The 19,193-nt window shown below is 73.0% G+C and carries 19 protein-coding genes; 18 read left to right on the top strand and 1 reads right to left on the bottom strand.

Annotation, left to right across the window (positions count from 1 at the left end):
- Nucleotides 1-8: 8 nt before the first annotated feature.
- Nucleotides 9-1,325 (bottom strand): HAMP domain-containing sensor histidine kinase, encoded by a 1,317-nt coding sequence (locus AQI95_RS19660; RefSeq protein ID WP_067124823.1) that lies wholly within the window; start codon nt 1,323-1,325, stop codon nt 9-11.
- Between the two features lie 155 nt (nt 1,326-1,480).
- On the opposite strand from AQI95_RS19660, the gene AQI95_RS19655 reads away from it, so the two are divergent.
- From AQI95_RS19655 to AQI95_RS19575, 18 genes are all read left to right on the top strand, one after another.
- The gene (locus AQI95_RS19655) at nt 1,481-2,116 is read left to right on the top strand and encodes a hypothetical protein (RefSeq protein WP_067124820.1); all 636 of its coding nucleotides are present in this window, start codon (nt 1,481-1,483) and stop codon (nt 2,114-2,116) included.
- A gap of 5 nt (nt 2,117-2,121) precedes the next feature.
- Entirely contained in the window at nt 2,122-2,835 is a 714-nt protein-coding gene (locus AQI95_RS19650; RefSeq protein ID WP_067125106.1) for an ABC transporter ATP-binding protein, read from the top strand.
- The gene (locus AQI95_RS19645; RefSeq protein WP_067124818.1) at nt 2,822-3,484 is read left to right on the top strand and encodes an ABC transporter ATP-binding protein; all 663 of its coding nucleotides are present in this window, start codon (nt 2,822-2,824) and stop codon (nt 3,482-3,484) included. The genes AQI95_RS19650 and AQI95_RS19645 overlap by 14 nt, the downstream gene beginning before the upstream one ends.
- Nucleotides 3,481-6,132, top strand: a complete 2,652-nt coding sequence (locus AQI95_RS49835) for an ABC transporter permease (protein ID WP_067124816.1) — start codon at nt 3,481-3,483, stop codon at nt 6,130-6,132. Before AQI95_RS19645 ends, AQI95_RS49835 begins: the two co-directional genes overlap by 4 nt.
- Before the next feature lie 38 nt (nt 6,133-6,170).
- The gene (locus tag AQI95_RS19635) at nt 6,171-6,899 is read left to right on the top strand and encodes a response regulator transcription factor (protein ID WP_067124813.1); all 729 of its coding nucleotides are present in this window, start codon (nt 6,171-6,173) and stop codon (nt 6,897-6,899) included.
- Between the two features lie 423 nt (nt 6,900-7,322).
- Nucleotides 7,323-7,577 carry a hypothetical protein gene (locus AQI95_RS19630; RefSeq protein WP_159056547.1) on the top strand — a complete coding sequence of 85 codons (255 nt, stop codon included), beginning with the start codon at nt 7,323-7,325 and terminating at the stop codon, nt 7,575-7,577.
- Between the two features lie 141 nt (nt 7,578-7,718).
- The gene (locus AQI95_RS47365; protein WP_159056546.1) at nt 7,719-7,883 is read left to right on the top strand and encodes a hypothetical protein; all 165 of its coding nucleotides are present in this window, start codon (nt 7,719-7,721) and stop codon (nt 7,881-7,883) included.
- A complete protein-coding gene (locus tag AQI95_RS19625; protein ID WP_159056545.1) occupies nt 7,883-8,830 on the top strand; it encodes a diiron oxygenase in 948 nt (315 codons plus the stop codon). The genes AQI95_RS47365 and AQI95_RS19625 overlap by 1 nt, the downstream gene beginning before the upstream one ends.
- Nucleotides 8,831-8,891: 61 nt before the next feature.
- A complete protein-coding gene (folE, locus tag AQI95_RS19620; protein ID WP_341849471.1) occupies nt 8,892-9,506 on the top strand; it encodes a GTP cyclohydrolase I in 615 nt (204 codons plus the stop codon).
- Entirely contained in the window at nt 9,503-9,922 is a 420-nt protein-coding gene (gene folB / locus AQI95_RS19615; protein ID WP_067124809.1) for a dihydroneopterin aldolase, read from the top strand. Before folE ends, folB begins: the two co-directional genes overlap by 4 nt.
- Nucleotides 9,923-9,927: 5 nt before the next feature.
- A complete protein-coding gene (locus tag AQI95_RS19610; protein ID WP_159056544.1) occupies nt 9,928-10,719 on the top strand; it encodes an SDR family oxidoreductase in 792 nt (263 codons plus the stop codon).
- Nucleotides 10,720-10,843: 124 nt separating this feature from the next.
- On the top strand, nt 10,844-11,902 hold the full coding sequence (locus AQI95_RS19605; protein ID WP_079071343.1) for an ABC transporter ATP-binding protein: 1,059 nt from the start codon (nt 10,844-10,846) through the stop codon (nt 11,900-11,902).
- A gap of 4 nt (nt 11,903-11,906) precedes the next feature.
- Nucleotides 11,907-12,674 carry an ABC transporter permease gene (locus AQI95_RS19600; protein ID WP_067124804.1) on the top strand — a complete coding sequence of 256 codons (768 nt, stop codon included), beginning with the start codon at nt 11,907-11,909 and terminating at the stop codon, nt 12,672-12,674.
- Nucleotides 12,671-13,465, top strand: a complete 795-nt coding sequence (locus tag AQI95_RS19595) for an ABC transporter permease (protein WP_079071342.1) — start codon at nt 12,671-12,673, stop codon at nt 13,463-13,465. Before AQI95_RS19600 ends, AQI95_RS19595 begins: the two co-directional genes overlap by 4 nt.
- A 13-nt stretch (nt 13,466-13,478) precedes the next feature.
- On the top strand, nt 13,479-14,063 hold the full coding sequence (locus AQI95_RS19590) for a cobalamin B12-binding domain-containing protein (RefSeq protein WP_067124799.1): 585 nt from the start codon (nt 13,479-13,481) through the stop codon (nt 14,061-14,063).
- Nucleotides 14,060-15,415, top strand: coding sequence for a methylaspartate mutase (locus AQI95_RS19585; protein WP_079071341.1), 1,356 nt, complete (start codon nt 14,060-14,062; stop codon nt 15,413-15,415). The genes AQI95_RS19590 and AQI95_RS19585 overlap by 4 nt, the downstream gene beginning before the upstream one ends.
- Nucleotides 15,416-15,430: 15 nt before the next feature.
- Nucleotides 15,431-16,750 carry a condensation domain-containing protein gene (locus tag AQI95_RS19580; protein ID WP_067124792.1) on the top strand — a complete coding sequence of 440 codons (1,320 nt, stop codon included), beginning with the start codon at nt 15,431-15,433 and terminating at the stop codon, nt 16,748-16,750.
- Complete coding sequence (locus AQI95_RS19575) at nt 16,747-19,179, top strand: lantibiotic dehydratase (RefSeq protein ID WP_079071340.1); 2,433 nt, start codon at nt 16,747-16,749, stop codon at nt 19,177-19,179. Before AQI95_RS19580 ends, AQI95_RS19575 begins: the two co-directional genes overlap by 4 nt.
- Nucleotides 19,180-19,193: the final 14 nt, after the last annotated feature.

The raw sequence follows: 19,193 nt of genomic DNA, 5'->3' as shown, positions 1-19,193 counted from the left end.
GCCGCTCCTCATCCCGCTCCGTCCGCCGCCCCCTCGGAGTGGACCGGGACGAGCAGGGTGAAGGTGGTCGGAACGCTGCCTGTCAGGGAGAGCCGGCCACCGAGGGCGATCGCCAGATCTCTGGCGAGGGCGAGACCGATGCCCGTTCCCGGCCCGCCACCGCTGTGGCCGCGGTCGAACAACCGAGCCGCCGGGCCGCGTACCTCGCCCTCGTCCGTGACATCGAAGGCGAGGGCATCGTCGAGGTCGCGTACGACCAGGCGGACCGTGCCGCAGCCGTGGACGCGGGCGTTGTCCAACAGGATGTCGAGGATCTCCGTGACAGGCCCGCCGGGCACGGGGACGTCGTCCGGCCCATCCCATGCGTGGCATTCGAAGCGCCGACCGGCCAGAGCGAACGGGCCGTGCCAGCGTTCCTCCGTGGCACGCAGCACATGGCCCACGGGGCGCCCGGCCGCCCTGGGCCTGAGCGCCGCCCGGGACGTGGACAGGCGCAGCACCTCCTCCACCGTGTCGTGCAGCCGGCGAGTGGTGGCGAGGGCCTCGGCGAGAACGGGGCGCAGCCGGGCATCGTCGTCCTGCTCCAGACCGGACTCCAGCGTGAGCTGAAGACCGGCCAGGGGCGTACGCAGCTGATGGGAGGCGTTGGCCGCGAAGTCCCGCTCGCGGCGCAGGAGTTCGGACAGGTTGTGCAGCATCTCGTTGTGGGTGCGGGCGACCTGGTCGATCTCGGCGATGCTGCTGGCGGCCGCCCGGGCGTTGAGGTGTCCTTCGGCGACGGCCCGGCAGTGCCGGGAGAGGTCCTCCAAGGGCGCGGTCAGGGCCCGGGCCTGACGGCGGGCGACGAGGACTGCGACGGCCAGCGCGACCACGGCCACGCCCAGCAGGGCCGCCCAGGTCAGGAAGACCCGGTCGCGTACGGCAGCGATCGGGGAAGAGGCCCGTACGACACCGATCACCTGCTCGGCGTGCGAGACGGGCACAGCGACGACCAGGTCACCGCCCGACCGGCTCCGGACGGCCGCACCGCCGAGGGACCGGTGGACCGGGGCGTCGCCGTGCGCGGGTCCGCTGCCCGCGCGCAGCCGCGCCTGGGGGTCGTACAGGCCGAGGTGCCCGCCGGCCGGGGGTGCGGACAGTTCCACGGGGTCGCCGGTCACGTAGTCCGGACTCACGCGGACGGCCCCGGCCAGGGCGGCACGCTCCAGGGTGTCGCGCTGGTCGGCGTACAGGGCCGTGCGGATGGCCAGGGCCAGGGGGACGGCGAGAAGGACGACGGCGACCAGGGCGGCGACGACGGCGACTCGCACCACGCGCTGTCTCATGCCCTCATCATGCGGCCCAGCCGACGGCCCCGACCATGTGTGCCGCACGTTTTGCCCCCGTCTAACCCTCGCCGAGCAGGGCGTTAACCGGCCCGCTCCTAGCGTCGACGGTACGACCGTTCGGTCCGAGGGCTCCATAGTGGAGGGCAGTGGACATGACAGCACACGCACGGGCATCCGCATTCGTGGGCCTGGCGCTCGTCGCGGCGGTGACGGCGGGCTGTTCGGGATCCGGCTCGTCGGCCTCCAAGAGCCCTCCCGCCTCTCACTCGCCGTCGTCCTCGTCGGCCTCAGGTACGCAGAACAACGCGGCGCCCACCGAGTCCAACCCGCCCGGCGACATCCCCGACAACCAGGTGTACGTGCCCTTCCAGGGAACCGGCTTCACGTTGAAGGTCCCCGAGGGATGGGCCCGTACCCAGCGGGACGGCGGCACCACCGCGTTCACGGACAAGCTGAACACCGTACGGATCCAGACGGCTTCCGCGCCCACCGCGCCCACCGTCGGCGATGTGACGCACACCGTCGTCCCGCAGCTGCGATCACAGGTCCCCAAGTTCGCGGCACCCCGGGTGTCCGAGGTGACCCGCCACGCCGGCCGTGTCGTCCTGCTCACCTACCAGGGCGACTCGGCGAAGGATCCGGTCACCGGCAAAGTGGTGCGGGACGCCTTCGAACGGTACGCCTTCTACCGATCTGGCCATGAGGTGAACCTGACCCTGTCCGGGCCGGTCAACGCCGACAACGTCGACCCCTGGCGCACCATCAGCGACTCCTTCGCGTGGCGGTGACCATCATGGCGGACGAGACGGCCCTGACCGCCCGCGAGCTGTATCGCTTCTACCGGGCCGGTGAGGAGGAGACGCTCGCACTGCGCGGGGTGTCCGTGCGGGTGGAGCGTGGCGAGACGCTGGCGGTGATCGGGCCGTCCGGATCGGGCAAGTCGACCCTGCTGGCCTGTCTGGCCGGGCTGGACGAACCCTCCGGCGGTGAGGTGCGCGTGAGCGGCGTACGGATCAGCCACCGGCCGGAGACCGAACGAGCCCGGCTGCGCGCGCGCCACATCGGGGTGCTGCTGCAGACCCGCAACCTGGTGCACCACCTGACCATTCGCGACAACATACGCCTGGCGCAGCAGGCCGCCGCGGGCAAGCCCGTGGTCTCCGCGCAAGAGCTGCTGGGCCAGGTGGATCTCGCCGGACGCGGCCACGCCCTGCCCCGACAGCTGTCCGGCGGCGAACTGGCCCGCGCCGGCCTGGCGATCGCGCTCGCCAACTCCCCCGACATCCTGCTGGCCGACGAACCGACCGGCGAACTGGACGGCGGGACGGAACAGACCATCCTCACACTGCTGCGCGACCGGGCCGCCCAGGGCTGCGCCGTGCTGATCGTCACCCACAGCGCGGCAGCCGTACGCGTCGCCGACCGGGTCATCGGCCTGGCGGACGGAAGGACAGTCGATGCCTCGGCGGAGCCGGAGCGGCAGGAGGCCCCCGATGTCACCGGATGAGCCACTTGTCGTATGCCGGGACGCGGCGCTCACGTTCGGCCAGGGCCCACAGGCGGTCGTGGCCGTGCACGGCGCCAACCTGGAGATCGGGACCGGCGATCGACTGGCCGTCGTCGGCCCGTCCGGGTCGGGGAAGAGTTCGCTGCTGCACCTGCTGGCGGGGCTGGAACAGCCCACCAGCGGCACCGTCACCCGAGCCGACTCTCTCGGGCCGTTCGGTATCGGTCTGGTCTTCCAGGGTGACAGTCTGATCCCCGCCCTCAGCGTGGCCGAGAACACGGCCCTGCCCCTGGTCCTCGCCGATCGGCCCGAACCCGAGGCCCGAGACGCCGCCCTGGCCGCGCTCGCTCTGGTGGACGCGGCCGATCTGGCCGACCGGCTGCCCGAGGAGATCTCCGGCGGCCAGGCCCAGCGCGTGGCCGCCGCCCGGGTCCTGGCCCAGGCGCCGCGCCTGATCCTCGCCGACGAGCCGACCGGCCGCCTCGACCACGCCACCGGCGCCCGGGTCCTGGACGCCCTGCTCACAGCCGCCGACCACACCGGCGCGGCCCTCGTCGTCACCACCCACGACCCCGACATCGCCGCACGCCTGGCCGTCCGGCGCACCATGCGCGACGGCCGGCTGCTGGCCCCCGAGGAGGTTCCGTGATCACCGTCTGGGCCCGCGGTCTGGCCCGCCATCGCACCGGACGGCTGCTGGCCGCCCTGACCGGGATCGCACTCGCGGTCGCGCTCGTCGCCGCGCTCGGTTCCTTCCTCACCGCGTCGAAAGCGACCATGACCCAGCGCGCCCTGCGCTCCGTCTCCGTCGACTGGCAGGTCCAGGTCCAACCCGGCGCCGATCCCGGCTCACTACTCTCGCTGGTGCGCAGAACGCCCGGCACGAGGGCTGCACTACCGGTCGGGTACGCCCGCACCGCCGGATTCACCGCCCGCGTGCAGGGCAGCACCCAGACCACCGGCCCCGGCGTGGCGCTCGGCCTGCCCGACGGCTACCGCACCCTGTTCCCCGACACGATCCGCCCCCTGTCCGGCGCCTCCACCGGCGTCCTGCTGGCCCAGCAGACCGCCTCGAACCTGCACGCCGCCCCAGGCGACACCATCACCCTCCAGCTGCCGGGCGTCGGAAGTCGTCAGGTGAAGGTGGACGGGGTGGTGGACCTGCCTCAGGCCGACTCCCTCTTCCAGACGGTCGGCGCCCCCAGCCAGTCCCAGCCGACCGCACCACCGGACAACGTCGTCCTGCTGCCCGCCCCCCGGTTCGCCGCACTCACCCACGGCTCCACCGGTTCCACCACCCAACTCCACGTCGCCCGCGACACCTCCCGCCTGCCCTCCGACCCCGCCGCCGCCTACACCGCCGTCACCGGCGCCGCTCACAACCTGGAGGCCCGCTCCGCCGGGACCGCACTCGTCGGCGACAACGTCGGCGCCGCCCTCGACTCCGCCCGCCAGGACGCCCTGTACGCCCAGATCCTCTTCCTCTTCCTCGGAGTCCCCGGCGCGGTCCTGGCCGCCGCGCTGACCGTCGCCGTCGCCTCCGCCGGGGGCGAGCGACGCCGCCAGGAACAGGGGCTGCTACGGCTGCGCGGCCTGCGCCCCGGCCAGATCACCCGCCTCGCCGGCCTGGAAGCGGCACTGATCGGCCTGCTCGGCGGCCTGGCCGGACTCGGCATCGCCGCGCTGACCGGACGCCTCGCCTTCGGCAGCGCGTCCTTCGGGACCGGCGCCGGCACCTGGGCCCTCTGGTACGGCATCGCCTTCGTCCTCGGCGCCGCCGTGGCCACCGGCGCCGTCCTCGTACCCGCGCTGCGCGACCTGCGCACGGTGACCGTCGCCGAGACCCGCAAGGAATCCGGCGCATCCGGCGCCCGCACCCCCTGGTGGGCGCGCTACGGCCTGGACTTCGCCCTGCTGATCGGCTCCTGGCTGGTCTTCCGCGCCTCCTCCGGCAACCAGTACGCCCTGGTCCTCGCCCCGGAGGGCGTGCCCAGCATCTCCGTGTCGTACTGGGCCTTCCTCGGCCCCGCGATGCTGTGGATCGGAGCCGCCCTGCTCCTGTGGCGTCTCACGCTGCTGGCGCTCGCCCACGGCCGCCCCGCCCTCGCCCGGCTGGCCCGCCCGCTGACCGCGAAGCTCGCCGGCGCCACCGCCGCCACGCTCGCCCGGCGCCGCCGCCCGCTCGCCCGCTCCGTGGTGCTGCTCGCCCTCGCCGTGTCCTTCGCGGTCTCCACGGCCGTCTTCAACGCCACCTACCAACAGCAGGCCGAGGTCGACGCCCGCCTCACCAACGGCGCCGACGTCACCGTCACCGAACCACCGGGCGCCCACGTCCCGCCCAGCTCCGCGAACACGCTGAAGGTCTCCGGCGTCCGACACGTCGAACCGCTCCAGCACCGCTTCGCCTACGTCGGCTCCGACCTCCAGGACCTCTACGGCGTCCGCCCCGACACCATCGCGCAGGCAACCTCCCTCCAGGACGCCTACTTCTCCGGCGGCACCACCGGGCAGCTCATGCGACGCCTCACCGAGCGCCCCGACAACCTGCTGGTCAGCGCCGAGACCGTCAACGACTTCCAACTCTCCCCCGGCGACACCGTCAACCTGCGCATCCAGGACGCCCGCACCAAGGCCCTGCGTACGGTTCCCTTCCACTACGCCGGCATCGTCAAAGAATTCCCCACCGCCCCCAAGGACAGCTTCTTCATCGCCAACGCGACCTACATCACGCAGGCGACCGGCAGCGACGCGGTGGGTGCCTTCCTCCTCGACACCGGCGGCGCCCACCAACAGCAGATCGCCGCACAACTGCGGGCCAAGCTCGGCACCAGCGCCACGGTCACCGACCTCACCCAGACCAGGGGCACGGTCGGAACCAGCCTGACCTCCGTCGACCTGGCCGGCCTGACCCGCATCGAACTGGCTTTCGCCGTCCTGCTGGCGGCCGGCGCCGGCGGCCTCGTCCTCGCCCTCGGACTCGCCGAACGCCGCCGTACCTTCGCCATCGCCACCGTTCTCGGCGCCCGCACCGGCCAACTGCGCGGCATGGTCCTCACCGAGGCCCTGCTCCTGGCGGTCACCGGGCTGGCCGGAGGCATCCTCATCGGCTGGGCCCTGTCCGAGATGCTCGTGAAGGTCCTCACCGGCGTCTTCGACCCTCCGCCCGCCAGCCTGGCCGTGCCCGGCGCCTACCTCGCCCTGACCGCGCTGGCCGCTCTGATCGCCGTGCTGGCGGCGGCCCTCAACGGGATCCGCCGCGCCCGGCGCCCCGCCATCGAGGAACTGCGCGACCTGTGAGTCAGCACGCGACGAGCGACGTGTCTACCCTGTCGGCCATGGGCACGCCCGCCGCACCCGACAACGGCCGCTTCCGGGTTCTCGTGGTCGAGGACGACGACGTCATCGGCCACCATCTCCAGACCGGCCTGCAAAGCAACGGTTACGCCACCTCCTGGAGCCGCACCGGCACCGCCGCCCTCGCCGAAGCAGGCCGCGCCCCCTACGACGCCCTGCTCCTGGACCTCGGCCTGCCCGACATGGACGGCCTCGACGTCGCCCGCACCCTGCGCGGCCGCTTCCAGGACCTGTTGATCGTCATCCTCACCGCCCGCACCGACGACATCGACGTCATCGCCGGCCTGGACGCCGGCGCCGACGACTACCTCGTGAAACCCTTCAGCCTCACGGTCCTGCTGGCCCGCCTCCGCGCTCACCTGCGCCGCCAGGCCGTCACCACGGTCGTGGATCAGCCGATCCACCTCGGCGACCTCGTCATCGACCCCGCAGCACGCCGCTGCCACTTGCACGACACGGAACTCCCCCTGCGTCTGAAGGAGTTCGAACTGCTCACCCTCCTCGCCCGACACGTGGGCGAAGCCGTCTCCCGCGAGACCCTCATGGCCGAGATCTGGGACGAGAACTGGTTCGGCTCCACCAAGACCCTCGACGTCACCATGGCCGCCCTCCGCCGTCGCCTCACCGACGCCGCCGAGACGCACCCCGCCCCCAGCCACCTGCCTCGCATCACCACACTCAGAGGACACGGCTACCGCCTGGATCCGTGACCGACTTCGTTCACACCGGCGTCCGGCGGTCCCCAACCACCTCCGGCTACGGGCCAGGGACCGCGTTTCCCATCGGTCCCGACGACCACCCCTACGGGCTGGTAATCCAGTCAGAAATCCTGTCCTGAGCTGGTTCTTCTTCGGTAGTGGCAGCGGCGGCCGATGGCCTGGTGGTGTCTGCGCCAGTGGGACCTTCAGTGCGTGGAGTCGTTTCTGCCGCCCCCTTTGCCATGACCAGCCGGCTGCACAGGGCCGCCACCGCAGGCAGGACGTTTTAGGCAGTGGCATAAAGGGTCCACCACACAGGCAGTGCCACGGCTCGGCGCAGGCAAAAGTATTGATGCCGTGTTTCTCATTCATGCACGCTTCAGGAATGCTCGCGCCGGCGCCCCGCCACCGGAGGGGCTCACCACGCTCCTCACGGTGAGCGCCCGGCCGGACGAAGGTCTCGAGCACGCGGTGCTCCACGAGATCGACGGGGGCAGGGATCTCGTGGTCGGGTTGTTCCTGGTGGCAGGGTCTCTCGCCCAAGCCGAGCAGGTTGCGGCCGAGGTGGTCGCACGCGCCCTGAGCACCTGCTCCGAGCTGGCGGACATCGCGCTCGTCGAGTGCGGCGCCGTACTGCCGTTGCCGGCGTTCGAGAGTCTCGCGGCCCGGGAGCCGCGCGAGCCGGAGTGAATCCCGCAGGACTCTTTGTGCCACGGACGCTTTAGTCCAGCCGAATTGCCTTCCCGCCCGACCGGCGCCCCGGAATCATCTGTGCCGCGGAGTCGATCAACTGTCGCCCTGACACGGCGGAACGAACAGAGAGGCTTTCCCATGTGCGCCACCCGTCTTCTTGCGACCGTCACCGGTGCTCTGGCGCTCGCCGTCCTCGCCGGTGCCCACACGGGCACGGCCGCACCGCGACCGCTGGCGGCCGGTTCCGGTGCCGTGGTCCACGTCGGCACGGTGAGCGCCGATGATCTGACCTGGGGTCAGTAGTGGAGGCCGAGAACGCGGTGCTGTCGCGCCTGTCCGGTAACTGGCACCGGCGGGCGGCGGTGCGGCGGGACGAGCCACCGCTGGACGCCTTCTACGAGGTGGGACGCCCGGACTACCCCGTCGCGCTGACACCCCTGCACCGCCACCCGGGCCTGTCCGGCGTCGACCCCGTCGCACTGGACAAGGCGCTGTACCTGGCGGGTCTGGCCTTCCACCGGCACACCATGGTCATCGAGCAGCACATCGTCGGACCGACCTTCCAGCGCGCCCTCGACGACTGGTTCCGCGACGCCGACGGCTCGGTGTTCCAAAGCACCGTGCTGCAGGCGGCCGTGGACGAGCAATACCACACGCTGATGCACTTCAACGCCGCCGCGACCATGAGGCGCAACCGGGCGTTGCACGTCCGCGACAGCGACATCCCGCTGCCGCATCTGATCGCCCGCCACCGTGACCGCCGCGAGGCCCAGCCTCTCGCCTGGCAGCGGGACCTGGTGAGCCTCGCGTTCACCACCGCGGTGGAGATCTCCATCGACGCCTACCTGGTTCTCGTCGGCCGGGACCCGGACATCCAGCCGGTCACCCGGGCCACCGCCGCCCTGCACTGGCGTGACGAGAAGTGCCACGCCGCGGTCAGCGAGGAACTGGCGCAGTACGTCTTCCTGCAGCTCGACGAGACGCAGCGGGACTTCTTCATGGAGCAGTTGGCCTACGCGACCCGCTGCTTCGCCGAGCAGGACTTCTCGGCATGGCACCGGATCGCGGAGTTGGCCGGGATACGGGACGGGCGCCGACTGATCGACGAATGCGCCGAGATTCCCGAGGCACGTCACCTGATCCGCGACAACAGCGGGATCAACCGCCTCTGGGCGGCACTCGACCGACTGGCCGACGGCCGCTACGGCGCGTCCCCCGGCGCGGGTGCGCCGGTCGGCGCGTCCCGCTGACCCGGCCCTGAACCGATCCCCACTTCAGAAAGGCATTCGTGTGACCGTCACCGACGTGAGTCTGTTGCCCGACGCCGGACCCGACACACCTGTCGACGCCCGCGTCGCCGGCGGGCCCGCAACCGAGCGGGACCTCGTCGCGGCCGAGCTGGCCGCCGGGGAACTGCTGACCGCGCTGGGCCTGCCTGTTGACGCGCCGTCGGTGCGGGCGACGCCCGGCCGGCTGGTCCGCGCCCTCGCGGAGATGATCACTCCCGGCGAGTTCACCGCCACGACCTTCCCCAATGACGAGGGGTACACCGAGCTCGTGCTGCAGACCGGCATCCCGTTCCGGTCGCTGTGCGAGCACCACATGCTCGCCTTCAGCGGGACGGCGCACGTCGGCTACCTGCCGGGCGAGCGGATCGTCGGGCTGTCCAAGCTGGCCCGGCTGGTGCAGCACCACGCGGCGCGGCCGCAGGTCCAGGAGCGGCTGACCCAGCAGATCGGCGCGTGGCTCGACGAGAACCTGAACGCCCGGGGCGTCGGGGTGGTGCTGAGCGCGGAGCACTCCTGCATGTCGCTGCGCGGGGTGCGGGTGAGCGGTACGCGGACCGTCACCAGCGCCTGGTTCGGCGCCCTGCGCGAGGAGCCGCGCGAGCGCGACGCCTTCCTCACACTCGCGGGGCTCGGGTGAGCGCCCGCGGCGGGGCGCGGCCGGGCGCCCGGGACCTGATCCTGCTGACAGGGCTGCGGACCTTCGGCCACCACGGGGTCGGCGAGGCGGAGCGCGCCACCGGCCAGGTGTTCGTCGTCGACGCCGTACTGGAGGTCGACACCCGCCCGGCCGCCCTGACCGACGATGTGAGCGAGACCGTCAACTGGCACCTGCTGGCGGAGCGCATCGACAAACTGGTCTCGGGCTCCTCGTTCCGGCTGGTGGAGACGCTGGCCGCGAGCATCGCCGACGAGTGCCTCGCCGACGCCCTGGTGGCGGCCGTCGAGGTGACGGTCCGCAAACCCCACGCGCCGATCCCGCTCGCCTTCGACGAGGTCGCGGTGCGTATCCGGCGCGAGCGCGAGCCGCTGCCCGGGACCGGGGAGGGACAGTGAACCCCGTGCCACCCCTGCCCGCCCGCTCCGCGCTGATCACCGGGGCCGCCCGGCGGATCGGTGCCGCGCTGGCCGAGGACCTGGCCGCGCAGGGCTACTGCCTGCACCTGCACGCCCACACCAGCGGCGCCCTGCTGGAGCAGGTGGCCGAGGACCTGCGGACGCGCCACGGCGTGCGGGTCCGCACGCATCTGGCCGACCTGGCCGACGTGACGGCCGTACGCCGTCTGGTGCACGACCTGACCGAGGACCCGCACCCGCCCGCGCTCGTCATCAACAACGCCTCGGAGTTCCTGGGTCACTACGACCGCGCCGAGTGCACCGACATCGACACGGTCGCCCGCACCCTCATGGTCAACACGGCTGTCCCCATCGCCTTGTCGGGGGTCGCCGCACGCGGCGGGAACGGGCACGTCGTCAACATCACCGACGCGCACACCGACCTCACCTGCGCCAGCCATCTGCCCTACGACGTGTCCAAGGCCGCGCTGACCGACGCGACCGCGCGGCTGGCGGTGCTGCTCGCCCCGAGCGTGCGGGTCAACGCCGTCGCTCCGGCGCTGGTGCTGCCGCCGCCCGGGGCGGGCGAGGCCGAGCTGCACGAAATGGCGGGCCGCGCACCGCTCCTGCGGTCCGCGCCGCTGGCCGACATCGTGGCCGCCGTCCGCTTCCTCACCGCGACCGGGTCCGTCACCGGGCAGACCATCATGATCGACAGCGGTGCGCACCTGGTGTGGGACAGCGAGTCGGACCTGCGTCCCCAGCCGGTGCCTCCGCACCCTGATCCGGCTGCCTGACCACCCGCCCGCTCCTCAGCAGGCTGTCCGACCACTCGACCGCCTGATCCACCCGGACACATGGCGTGTGGCCGCCCGTGTCCGCTGTGCTTCTCTTCCCCCTCCCCTCCTTCGAGGTAGGCCCATGCCCGTCTCCACCACACCCCGGCCGGCTCTGCGCGGCCCGGGGCCCTCCGAACACCCCGGTGATCCCGCGCAGGCAACCCTCGAGTCGCTGGGCCGGTCCGTCGGCGCGCCCGCGCCGGGCACCGCCCCAGCCGTCGAAGTCACCGATTTGGTACGGGAGTTCACTCGACGCCGGAAGAGTCCGGCACGTGCGCTCAACGGCCTGACCCTGTCCGTTCCCGAGGGTGAGGTGCACGGGCTGCTCGGCCCGAACGGCGCCGGCAAGACCACGCTGGTGCGGATCCTCAGCACGGTCCTGCTGCCGACCGCGGGCCGTGCGGCGGTCTGCGGTCACGACGTGGTCCGCGAGGACCGTGCGGTCCGGCGCCTGGTCGGCGTGGTCTTCGGCGGCGACCGCGGCCTGTACACCCGGCTGACCGCCCGCGAGAACCTCGAGTTCTGGGGCGCCCTGCAGAAGGTGCCGGCCCGGCTGCTGCGGGCGCGCAGCAGCGAGCTGCTGGACCGCCTGGGACTGGCCGAGGTGGCCGACCGCCGGGTCGAGGGGTACTCGCGCGGCATGCGCCAGCGCCTGCACCTGGCCAGGGGGCTGGTGGGCGAGGCCCGCGTGCTGTTCCTGGACGAGCCCACCATGGGCATGGACCCGGTCGCAGCACGCGAGTTCCGCACTCTCATCGGCGAACTGCGCGGCGAGGGCCGCACCATCGTTCTGGCCACGCACGACATGGCCGAGGCCCAGGCCCTGTGCGACCGGGTCAGCTTCGTGCGCGACGGCGAGGTCGTCGCCACCCGCTCCCCGCACGCACTGACCGATCTCGCCGCGGGCGTCGAGTTCGACGACCTCGACGACGCGGCACTCGCCCTGCTCACGGACCTGCCGGGCGTCACCGAGGTCACCGTCGGGCAGGGCACCACGCGGGTGCGGACCGACTCGGAGGAGGCGCTGTCGAGCGTACTGGCGACGGCCGTCGGACAGGGCGCCACCCGCATGCGCACGCTCCAGCCGACGTTGGAGGACGTCTACGTCCAGCTCATCGGCGACCGCGGGCTGAAGGTCTGAGCCGATGGGAACCCTCGCCGCCGGCTTCCGCCTGCAACTGCGGTTCTACCGCAGCTACCCCGACCTGCTGGTCCCCTTGCTGACCGCGCCGCTGTACGGCGTCGTGTTCACCCTCGTGATGCGCGACGGCCACCGACCGGACCTGGTGGGATCCGCCTCGCTGGCCCCGTTCTACATGTCGCTGTGGTGGTTCGCGCTGTTCAGCGGCGGCTGGATCATCCAGACCGACCGCTGGGAGGGCACGCTGGAGCATCTGGTCTCCGCCCCCGCCGCGTTCGCCGCCGTCGTGCTCGGGCGCATCAGCGCGACGCTGCTGCCGGCCGGGTTCGCGTTCACGGAGACCTGGGTCTTCGCCCGGTACGTGCTGGACGCCCCGGTGACCATCCGTCACTGGACGGTGTTCCTGGCCTCCTTCACGGTCACCCTGTTCGCGATGGCGGCCACGGCGCTGCTGATGGCGGCTCTGTTCGTGCTGGCACGCAACGCCGTCACCTTCTCCAACTCCGCCAGCTTCCCCTTCTACGTGCTCGGCGGCATCCTCGTGCCGGTCGCCGTGCTGCCGGGCTGGCTGCAGCCGTTCACCCGCCCGGTCTTCCTGTCGTGGTCGGCCGACCTGCTGCGCGCAGCCGTCGCCCCCGGACCGGTGCCGCATCCCGCCCTCGGTCTGGGCGCCATCGCCGTCCTCGGCGTCGCGGCCGGGCTCGCGGGCGGCGTCGTCCTGTCGCACATCCTCCGACGGCTGCGCACACGCGGGGAGTTGGCGATCACATGAGTAACGCATCGGTGGTCCGGCACGCCTTCCGGGTGGGCGCGCGCGACTACAGCACCATCTTCACCTGGAAGACCTGGCTCGGCGCCTGGTTCGTGCGGGTCCTCGCCCAGGTCGCGTTCTTCGCCCTGGTCGGGCGGATGCTCGGATCCGCCGAACGCACCCAGTACCTGCTCGTCGGCAACGCGGTCCTGCTCGCCGGCATGGTCGGCATGTGGGCGGTCAACATGGTCGCCTGGGAGCGCAGTACCGGCACCCTGCCGCTGCTCGCGGCCTCCCCCACCCACCCTGCGGTCGTACTCGCCTCCCGCGGCTCGTACCTCGTCGCCGACGCCACCGTGTCCGCCGCCGGCGCCCTGACCGTCGCGGGCCTCCTGTTCGGCGTCCCCCTGCCGTGGGCGCGTCTGCCGCTCGCACTGCCCGTACTCGTCCTCGTCGCCGGCTCCGCCTTCTGCTTCGCCACCTTCGCGGGCGGGCTCCTGCTCGGCTTCCGCTCGGCGCAGCCCATCGTCACCAACGTCGCCGTGGTCACCCTGATGGCCCTGTGCGGGGTCGACGTGCCGGTCGACGTCTATCCCGCCCCCGTGCGCTGGGTCTCCTCGGTCCTGCCGGTCACCCACGGGCTGCGCGCGATCCGGCTGATCCTCGGCCCGGCGCCGGCCTGGGAGCCGATCCTGGTCCAGGCCGCATGGGAGGCCCTGGTCGGCGCGGGCTGGCTGGCGGTGTGCCTGCTCAGCTTCCACGCCATCGTGCGGCGCGGCCGACGCCGCGGCACCCTCGACCACTCGTCCTGACAGGGATGTCCACATGACCACCGCACCACCGCCGCCCGGCTCCCCCACCACCCGTCCACCCGTGTCGGTCCTGCTCAGCTCCGTGTCCTCCGATTCCCACACCTGGAACCTGGTCTACCTCGAGCTGCTGCTCACCGAGCTGGGCTGCCACGTCCACAATCTCGGCCCGTGCGTGCCGGACCGACTGCTGCTCGACGCGTGCGGCACGCTGGAGCCCGATCTGGTCGTGCTCAGCTCCGTCAACGGCCACGGAGCGCTCGACGGAGAGCGCGTCGTCGGCCGGCTGCGGGCCCACCGGGTCTCGTCCGGGCCGCGTGTGGTGATCGGCGGCATGCTCGGTACGCAGGGCGGCGCGGGGGAGCGCGAGCGCGCCCGGCGGCTGACCGCCGCCGGATTCGACGCGGTCTTCGAGGGACCCGACGCGGTCGTGCGGTTCCGGGAGTACCTGGGGCTGATCCGGCTGATCGGATCTCCTCGGCCCGCTGGGGCAGCCGGTCCCGCCGAGGCCGTCGATCCCGCCGAGGCCGCAGAGGCCGCAAAGGCCGCCGGCGCGACGAGGGCGGCCGAGTTGGCCGGTACGGCGGCGATGGCCCGGTGAGCGCCACCGCGCCCGCGCCGTCCCCGACGGGATCGCGGCACGACTTCGGCGCTCGCGTCGCGCGAGCCAGGGCCGCGGGAGAGATCGTGGTCCAGCCGCGGATGGGGTTCGCCGACCCGGCCGCGATGCGCGCGGGCCTCGCCGCGGTCGCGGCCGTCCCGGCGGCGACCACCGGCACCATCACCCTGGACAGCTACACCCGGACCGGGGACTACGCCGCCCTGCGAGAAGCCCTCGCCGCAGGAGCGCCCCTCAACGGCTACCCGCTGGTCACCGCCGGTCCCCGGACCACGCGGGAGATGATCGCCGGACTGTCGGGCGCCGCGTTCCAGATCCAGGTCCGGCACGGCTGCGCGGCACCGATGGACATCGTGCGGTCGATGACGGCCGCCGGGCTGTTCGCCACCGAAGGCGGTCCACTGTCGTACTGCCTGCCCTACGGCAGGCTCCCGGTGCGCGACTCCGTCGAGAACTGGCGGCACGCCTGCGAAGCCCTGGCCGCGACGCGCGGCGGGCACGTCGAACCGCACCTGGAGACGTTCGGCGGTTGCCTGCTCGGGCAGTTGTGCCCGCCGTCGCTGCTGGTGGCGGTCAGCGTGCTGGAGGCGATGTTCTTCGCGGAGCACGGCCTGCGCAGCGTCTCGCTCAGCTACGCCCAGCAGATCCACCACGGCCAGGACCTCCAGGCCCTGGCGGCGTTGCGGACCCTCGCCGACGAGCACCTCGACGGCGTCGACCGGCATGTGGTCCTGTACGGCTACATGGGTCGGTACCCCACGACCGCGGCGGGTGCACGGCGGCTCGGGACACGGGCCGCGCTGCTGGCCGTGCGGGGCGGTGCCGACCGGCTCATCGTGAAGACGAGCGTCGAGGCACACCGGATCCCGGCCGTCGCGGACAACGTCCGCGCACTGCGGCAGGCGGCCCGCGACGTACGTCTCGCCCAGGGTTTCGGTCGGCCCAGCGCCCCTGAGACGGCATCAGGTGAGTCGAACCCGGTGCTGCAGGAGGCCCGCGCGCTCGTCGACGCCACCCTGGGCCTCGCCCCGGACGTGGGCACCGCCCTGCTCCTGGCGCTTCGCCGGGGTCTGCTGGACGTGCCCTTCTGTCTCCACCCCGACAACCGCGGCCGGGCCCGGTCCCGGATCGACGAGACCGGGCGTCTGGTCTGGTCCGACGTCGGCGCGATGCCGCTGCGTCCCCGCCGCGCCCGTGGTCCCGAACTGTCGTCGGCCGGCCTGCTGCGCGCCCTGTCCCACCTGGCCGACCAGTGCGACCGCGCCGATCCGGGCGCGGACGGCGCGACGCCGAGCGCACCGGCCCTCGAACCGCTCTTCTGCCTTCCGTCGTGAAACGAGGACACTGACGTGGCGACCCCCGTCCTGCGGCTCAGCCCGCTGTCTTGGCAGCAGGAATCCCTGCTGCTGCGCCCTTCGCCGTTCGGCGCGGGCGAGATCCACACCGACTTCCCCGTCCCCGACGAGGTGACCGACGACGAGCTCCTGCGGCGGGCCCAGCGCCTGGCCGACCGCGAGTCCGCCCTGCGCATCGTCGACCACGGCCCCGACGGGGTCGTCCAGCAGGAGCCTTTGCAGGTCCGACTCCACCACCACACCTGCGAATCGCCCGCGGACGTGCGGGAGTTCATCGCCCGATCCCGGCACCAGGACTTCCCGCACACCCCGGGCGAGCCGCGGTGGCGGCTCACCGTGATCCGTCACCGGGACGGTGGCGGCCGGCCCGCCCGGACCGCCTTCGCCCTGTTCGACCACTTCATCGCCGACCGGGTGAGCGTCGCCCTGGTGCGACGGGAGCTGTCGACCGGCGTGCCCGCCCGTCCCGGCGACGACGCGGCCGACGGCTACCTCGCCTGGGTGGAGCGGCAGCGCGCGGAGTTCGACCCGCACACGCACCAGGGCCTGGCGGCGGCCCGCTTCTGGCGGCGGCACCTGGACGGCGTCTCCCCCCACCAGGCCACCCCCGTGCCCGTCTTCACCGACGCACCGCGCGGCGACACCCGGGGCACCGCCTGGTACAGCGTGCACGTCGCGCTGCCGCCGGGTGCGGTCCGTCAGGCCTGCCGGGCGACCGCGGCCACGCCGTCGGTGCTGGTCCTGTCCTCGATCGCCGCAACCACGGCCTCGGCCTGCGGCGCGGACGACCTGACGCTGCGTCTGATCACCGGCGGCCGGACGCCCGGCTCGGCCACCACGATCGGCTGGCTGAACACCTGCGTCCCGGTGCGGCTGCGCGATCGCGAACTCGGCACCCTGCGGGGCGCGCTGGCCGCCACCCGCACGGCCTGGCAGGAGATCCTCCCCTACCAGCACACCCCGTGGGAGTACCTCTGGCGCACCTGCGCCCCCGAGGGCGCGCCCGCCCACGGCTGGCTCGCGGGCCACCGCCAACTGGTGGTCAACTTCTTCCCCGACGTCGTGGACGGGCTCACGGAGGCGGACTACGCCGACCGCACCGACGATTTCGAGCAGCAGTACCTGGCGCTGTACGTCGTACCGCTCGCCGACGGCGGCTTCATGCTCCGTCTGATCGGCGACGCGGGCGAGGTGGACCCGACGGCGGCGCGCCGCTACCTCGACGCGCTGCGCGACGGACTGCTGGCGCACGTGCGGGAGTCGCAGAGCACGGACACCGCCCGGGTCGGCGCGCTCGCGGGGAGCCGTCCGTGACCGCCCGGGACAGCACCACCACGGACAGCACGGCCACGGACAGTGCCGCCACGGACGGCTCCGCGACGGAGGCTGCCGCGCCGATCAGCGTGGGCGGGTGGGAACTGTGGCCGAGCGCCATGGTCCGCAGCGCGGGCTTTCCCGCCGCCTCCGTCGCCCGGCTCGCCGATCCCTTCCTGGCCGACCTCGCCGATCGCGCCGCCGACCAGCCGGGAGCGGCCACCGCCGAAGGCTACGCCCGTGCCTGGGAGCAGTCAGGTGAACACCGGAGCCGCGAAATCGGCGCCGTCGCCCGTTCGGACGCCTTCCGGCTGGCGGTGACCTGGCAGAACCCCCGCTTCTGGGACAACGCCGTGGAGCCGCTGCTGCGCCAACTCGCCACCGGGCGGCCCGGCAACACCAAGCAGCGCACCCGCGAACAGGCCGTCGCCGCCTACTGGCAGCGCTACTGCCTCAAGAACGAGTCCATCGGGTTCTTCGGGCCGACGGCCTTCGCCGCGATCGATCCGCGCCGGCCCGGTGTGACCGTCCGCAGCGGGCCCCGACTGGTCGACGACGCCGTCGTCCACCTGGAGCGCTGGCCCGTCGAGGCTCTGGCGCGGCGGCTGGAGACGGCGTTCGACCTCGGCCCGTGGCTGTGCCCGCGGCGCAGCCCGCTGGTCCGCCTCGACGGCGACACGGTGGTCCTCGCGGACGGTACCGCACCCGCCGTCGACCCTCTCGACGCGCTGCTGCTGCGCCTGGCGGACGGCACCGCCACGGCGCGGCAACTCGCCCGGCGACTGCGCTCCCACAGTCGCGGTGCCGCCCTCGACGAGCCGGCGGTGTACGAACGGCTCGCGCTGCTGCGGCGGCGGCGCATGCTGGTGTGGCGGCTGGAGCTCCCCACCTCGCCGACGTCCGAGGAGGAACTGCTCGCGGCGCTGGACCGGATCGAGGACCCCGCGGTCCGCGAGGCGGCCCAGGCGCCGGTGCGGGCCCTCGTCGACGCACGGGCCGATCTGCAGCAGGTCTGGGACCAGCCCGACCGCCTGCGGGCCGAGTTGGACCGGCTGGAGGCGACGCACACCGCACTCACCGGGGCGCCCGCCACCCGCAACGACGGCCTGGCCTACGGCGGCCGGACCCTCGCCTACCTCGAGTGCCGTCGCGACGTGACCGTGGGGCTCGGCGCTTCCTTCGTCGACGCGCTGCGGCCGCTCACCCTCGTCCTCGACAGCGTCCGCTGGCTGACCTGGCACATCGGTGAACAGCTGCGACCGCGCCTGGATGCCGCCTACCGCCGCGTCCAGAGCCGGACCGCCGGGACCGACGAGGTTGACGCGGCCGCGTTCTGGACCACGTGCATGACGATGTTCGGGGCGGAGCTTCGCACCGTGGTGGACGAGGCGCTGGCCGAGTTCCACCTGCGCTGGCGCAAGGTGCTGCCGGTGCCCGAGACGGCGCGCCGGGTCGACGTGGCCCGTACCGACGTCGCGGCGGCCGTGCGGGAGCTGTTCGACGCCCCCGCCGCCGGCTGGACACAGGCCCGCACGGTCTGCCCGGACGTCATGCTCGCCGCGCCCAGCGCCCGCGACGTCGAGGCCGGCCGCTTCACGCTCGTGCTCGGCGAGGTCCACGCGGCGATGAACTCGATGGACTACCTCACGATGGTGCCGCGCCATCGCGACCCGTCCGAACTGACCCGCGCCCTGGACGCCACCTTCCCCGCGCCACGCCTGCTGCCGCTGCTGCCGCCCGAAAGCCGCCCGCACTTCACGGTGCGCTCGCACCCGGCCCTGATCCGGCCGACCGACCGCCGGATCGCCCTGGCTCCGCAGACACCGCTCCCCCGGCACGGCCACGTTCTGCTCGGCGCGGACGCCCGGATCCGCGAGCGGGACGGGAGCCTGCGGGTCGTGGCGCCCGACGGCGCCGAGTTCACCGCGGTCGACCTGTTCGGCGAGGTCCTCAAGTCTCTGCTGCTGCGGACCTTCGACCTGTTCCCCGTCGAGAGGCACCGTCCTCGGATCACCCTCGACCAGGTCGTGATCAGCCGCGAAGGCTGGCGGATCCCGGTGCGCGAACTCGACTTCGCGCAGCTGCCCGACCCCGCCGCGCGCTTCGCCGCCGCCCGCGCCTGGGCCCGCCGGCACGGACTGCCGCGGCAGGTGTTCGTGAAGGCCCCCGGCGAGACCAAACCCGTCCACGTCGACTTCGCCGCCCCGGTCCTGGTCGAGTTGCTGGCGAGCAGCGTCCGACGGGTGCTGCGCGCCGCCGCCCCCGACGCCGAACCCGCGCTCAAGTTCGTGGAGATGCTGCCCGACACCCAGCAGACCTGGCTGCCCGACGCCGAAGGCCGGACCTACACCAGCGAGTTCCGGCTCGCCTTCTGCGACCCGACCGGCACGGCCGGTCTCCGCTTCCCCTCCGTGCTTCCCTCCCAGTGACTGGAGCAGTTCCG

This window comes from Streptomyces yokosukanensis, assembly GCF_001514035.1.
Lineage (GTDB): Bacteria > Actinomycetota > Actinomycetes > Streptomycetales > Streptomycetaceae > Streptomyces > Streptomyces yokosukanensis.
Note: the sequence above shows the minus strand (reverse complement) of the source record. Positions and strands in the feature narration are given on the sequence as shown.

What these genes read in the sequence shown, in the direction of transcription:
- AQI95_RS19660 (WP_067124823.1), bottom strand. Translation starts at nt 1,325, where the DNA reads ATGAGACAGCGCGTGGTGCGAGTCGCCGTCGTCGCCGCCCTGGTCGCC.
- AQI95_RS19635 (WP_067124813.1), top strand. Translation starts at nt 6,171, where the DNA reads ATGGGCACGCCCGCCGCACCCGACAACGGCCGCTTCCGGGTTCTCGTG.
- AQI95_RS19600 (WP_067124804.1), top strand. Translation starts at nt 11,907, where the DNA reads ATGGGAACCCTCGCCGCCGGCTTCCGCCTGCAACTGCGGTTCTACCGC.
- AQI95_RS19650 (WP_067125106.1), top strand. Translation starts at nt 2,122, where the DNA reads ATGGCGGACGAGACGGCCCTGACCGCCCGCGAGCTGTATCGCTTCTAC.
- AQI95_RS19645 (WP_067124818.1), top strand. Translation starts at nt 2,822, where the DNA reads ATGTCACCGGATGAGCCACTTGTCGTATGCCGGGACGCGGCGCTCACG.
- AQI95_RS19655 (WP_067124820.1), top strand. Translation starts at nt 1,481, where the DNA reads ATGACAGCACACGCACGGGCATCCGCATTCGTGGGCCTGGCGCTCGTC.
- AQI95_RS19590 (WP_067124799.1), top strand. Translation starts at nt 13,479, where the DNA reads ATGACCACCGCACCACCGCCGCCCGGCTCCCCCACCACCCGTCCACCC.
- AQI95_RS19605 (WP_079071343.1), top strand. Translation starts at nt 10,844, where the DNA reads ATGCCCGTCTCCACCACACCCCGGCCGGCTCTGCGCGGCCCGGGGCCC.
- AQI95_RS19595 (WP_079071342.1), top strand. Translation starts at nt 12,671, where the DNA reads ATGAGTAACGCATCGGTGGTCCGGCACGCCTTCCGGGTGGGCGCGCGC.
- AQI95_RS47365 (WP_159056546.1), top strand. Translation starts at nt 7,719, where the DNA reads ATGTGCGCCACCCGTCTTCTTGCGACCGTCACCGGTGCTCTGGCGCTC.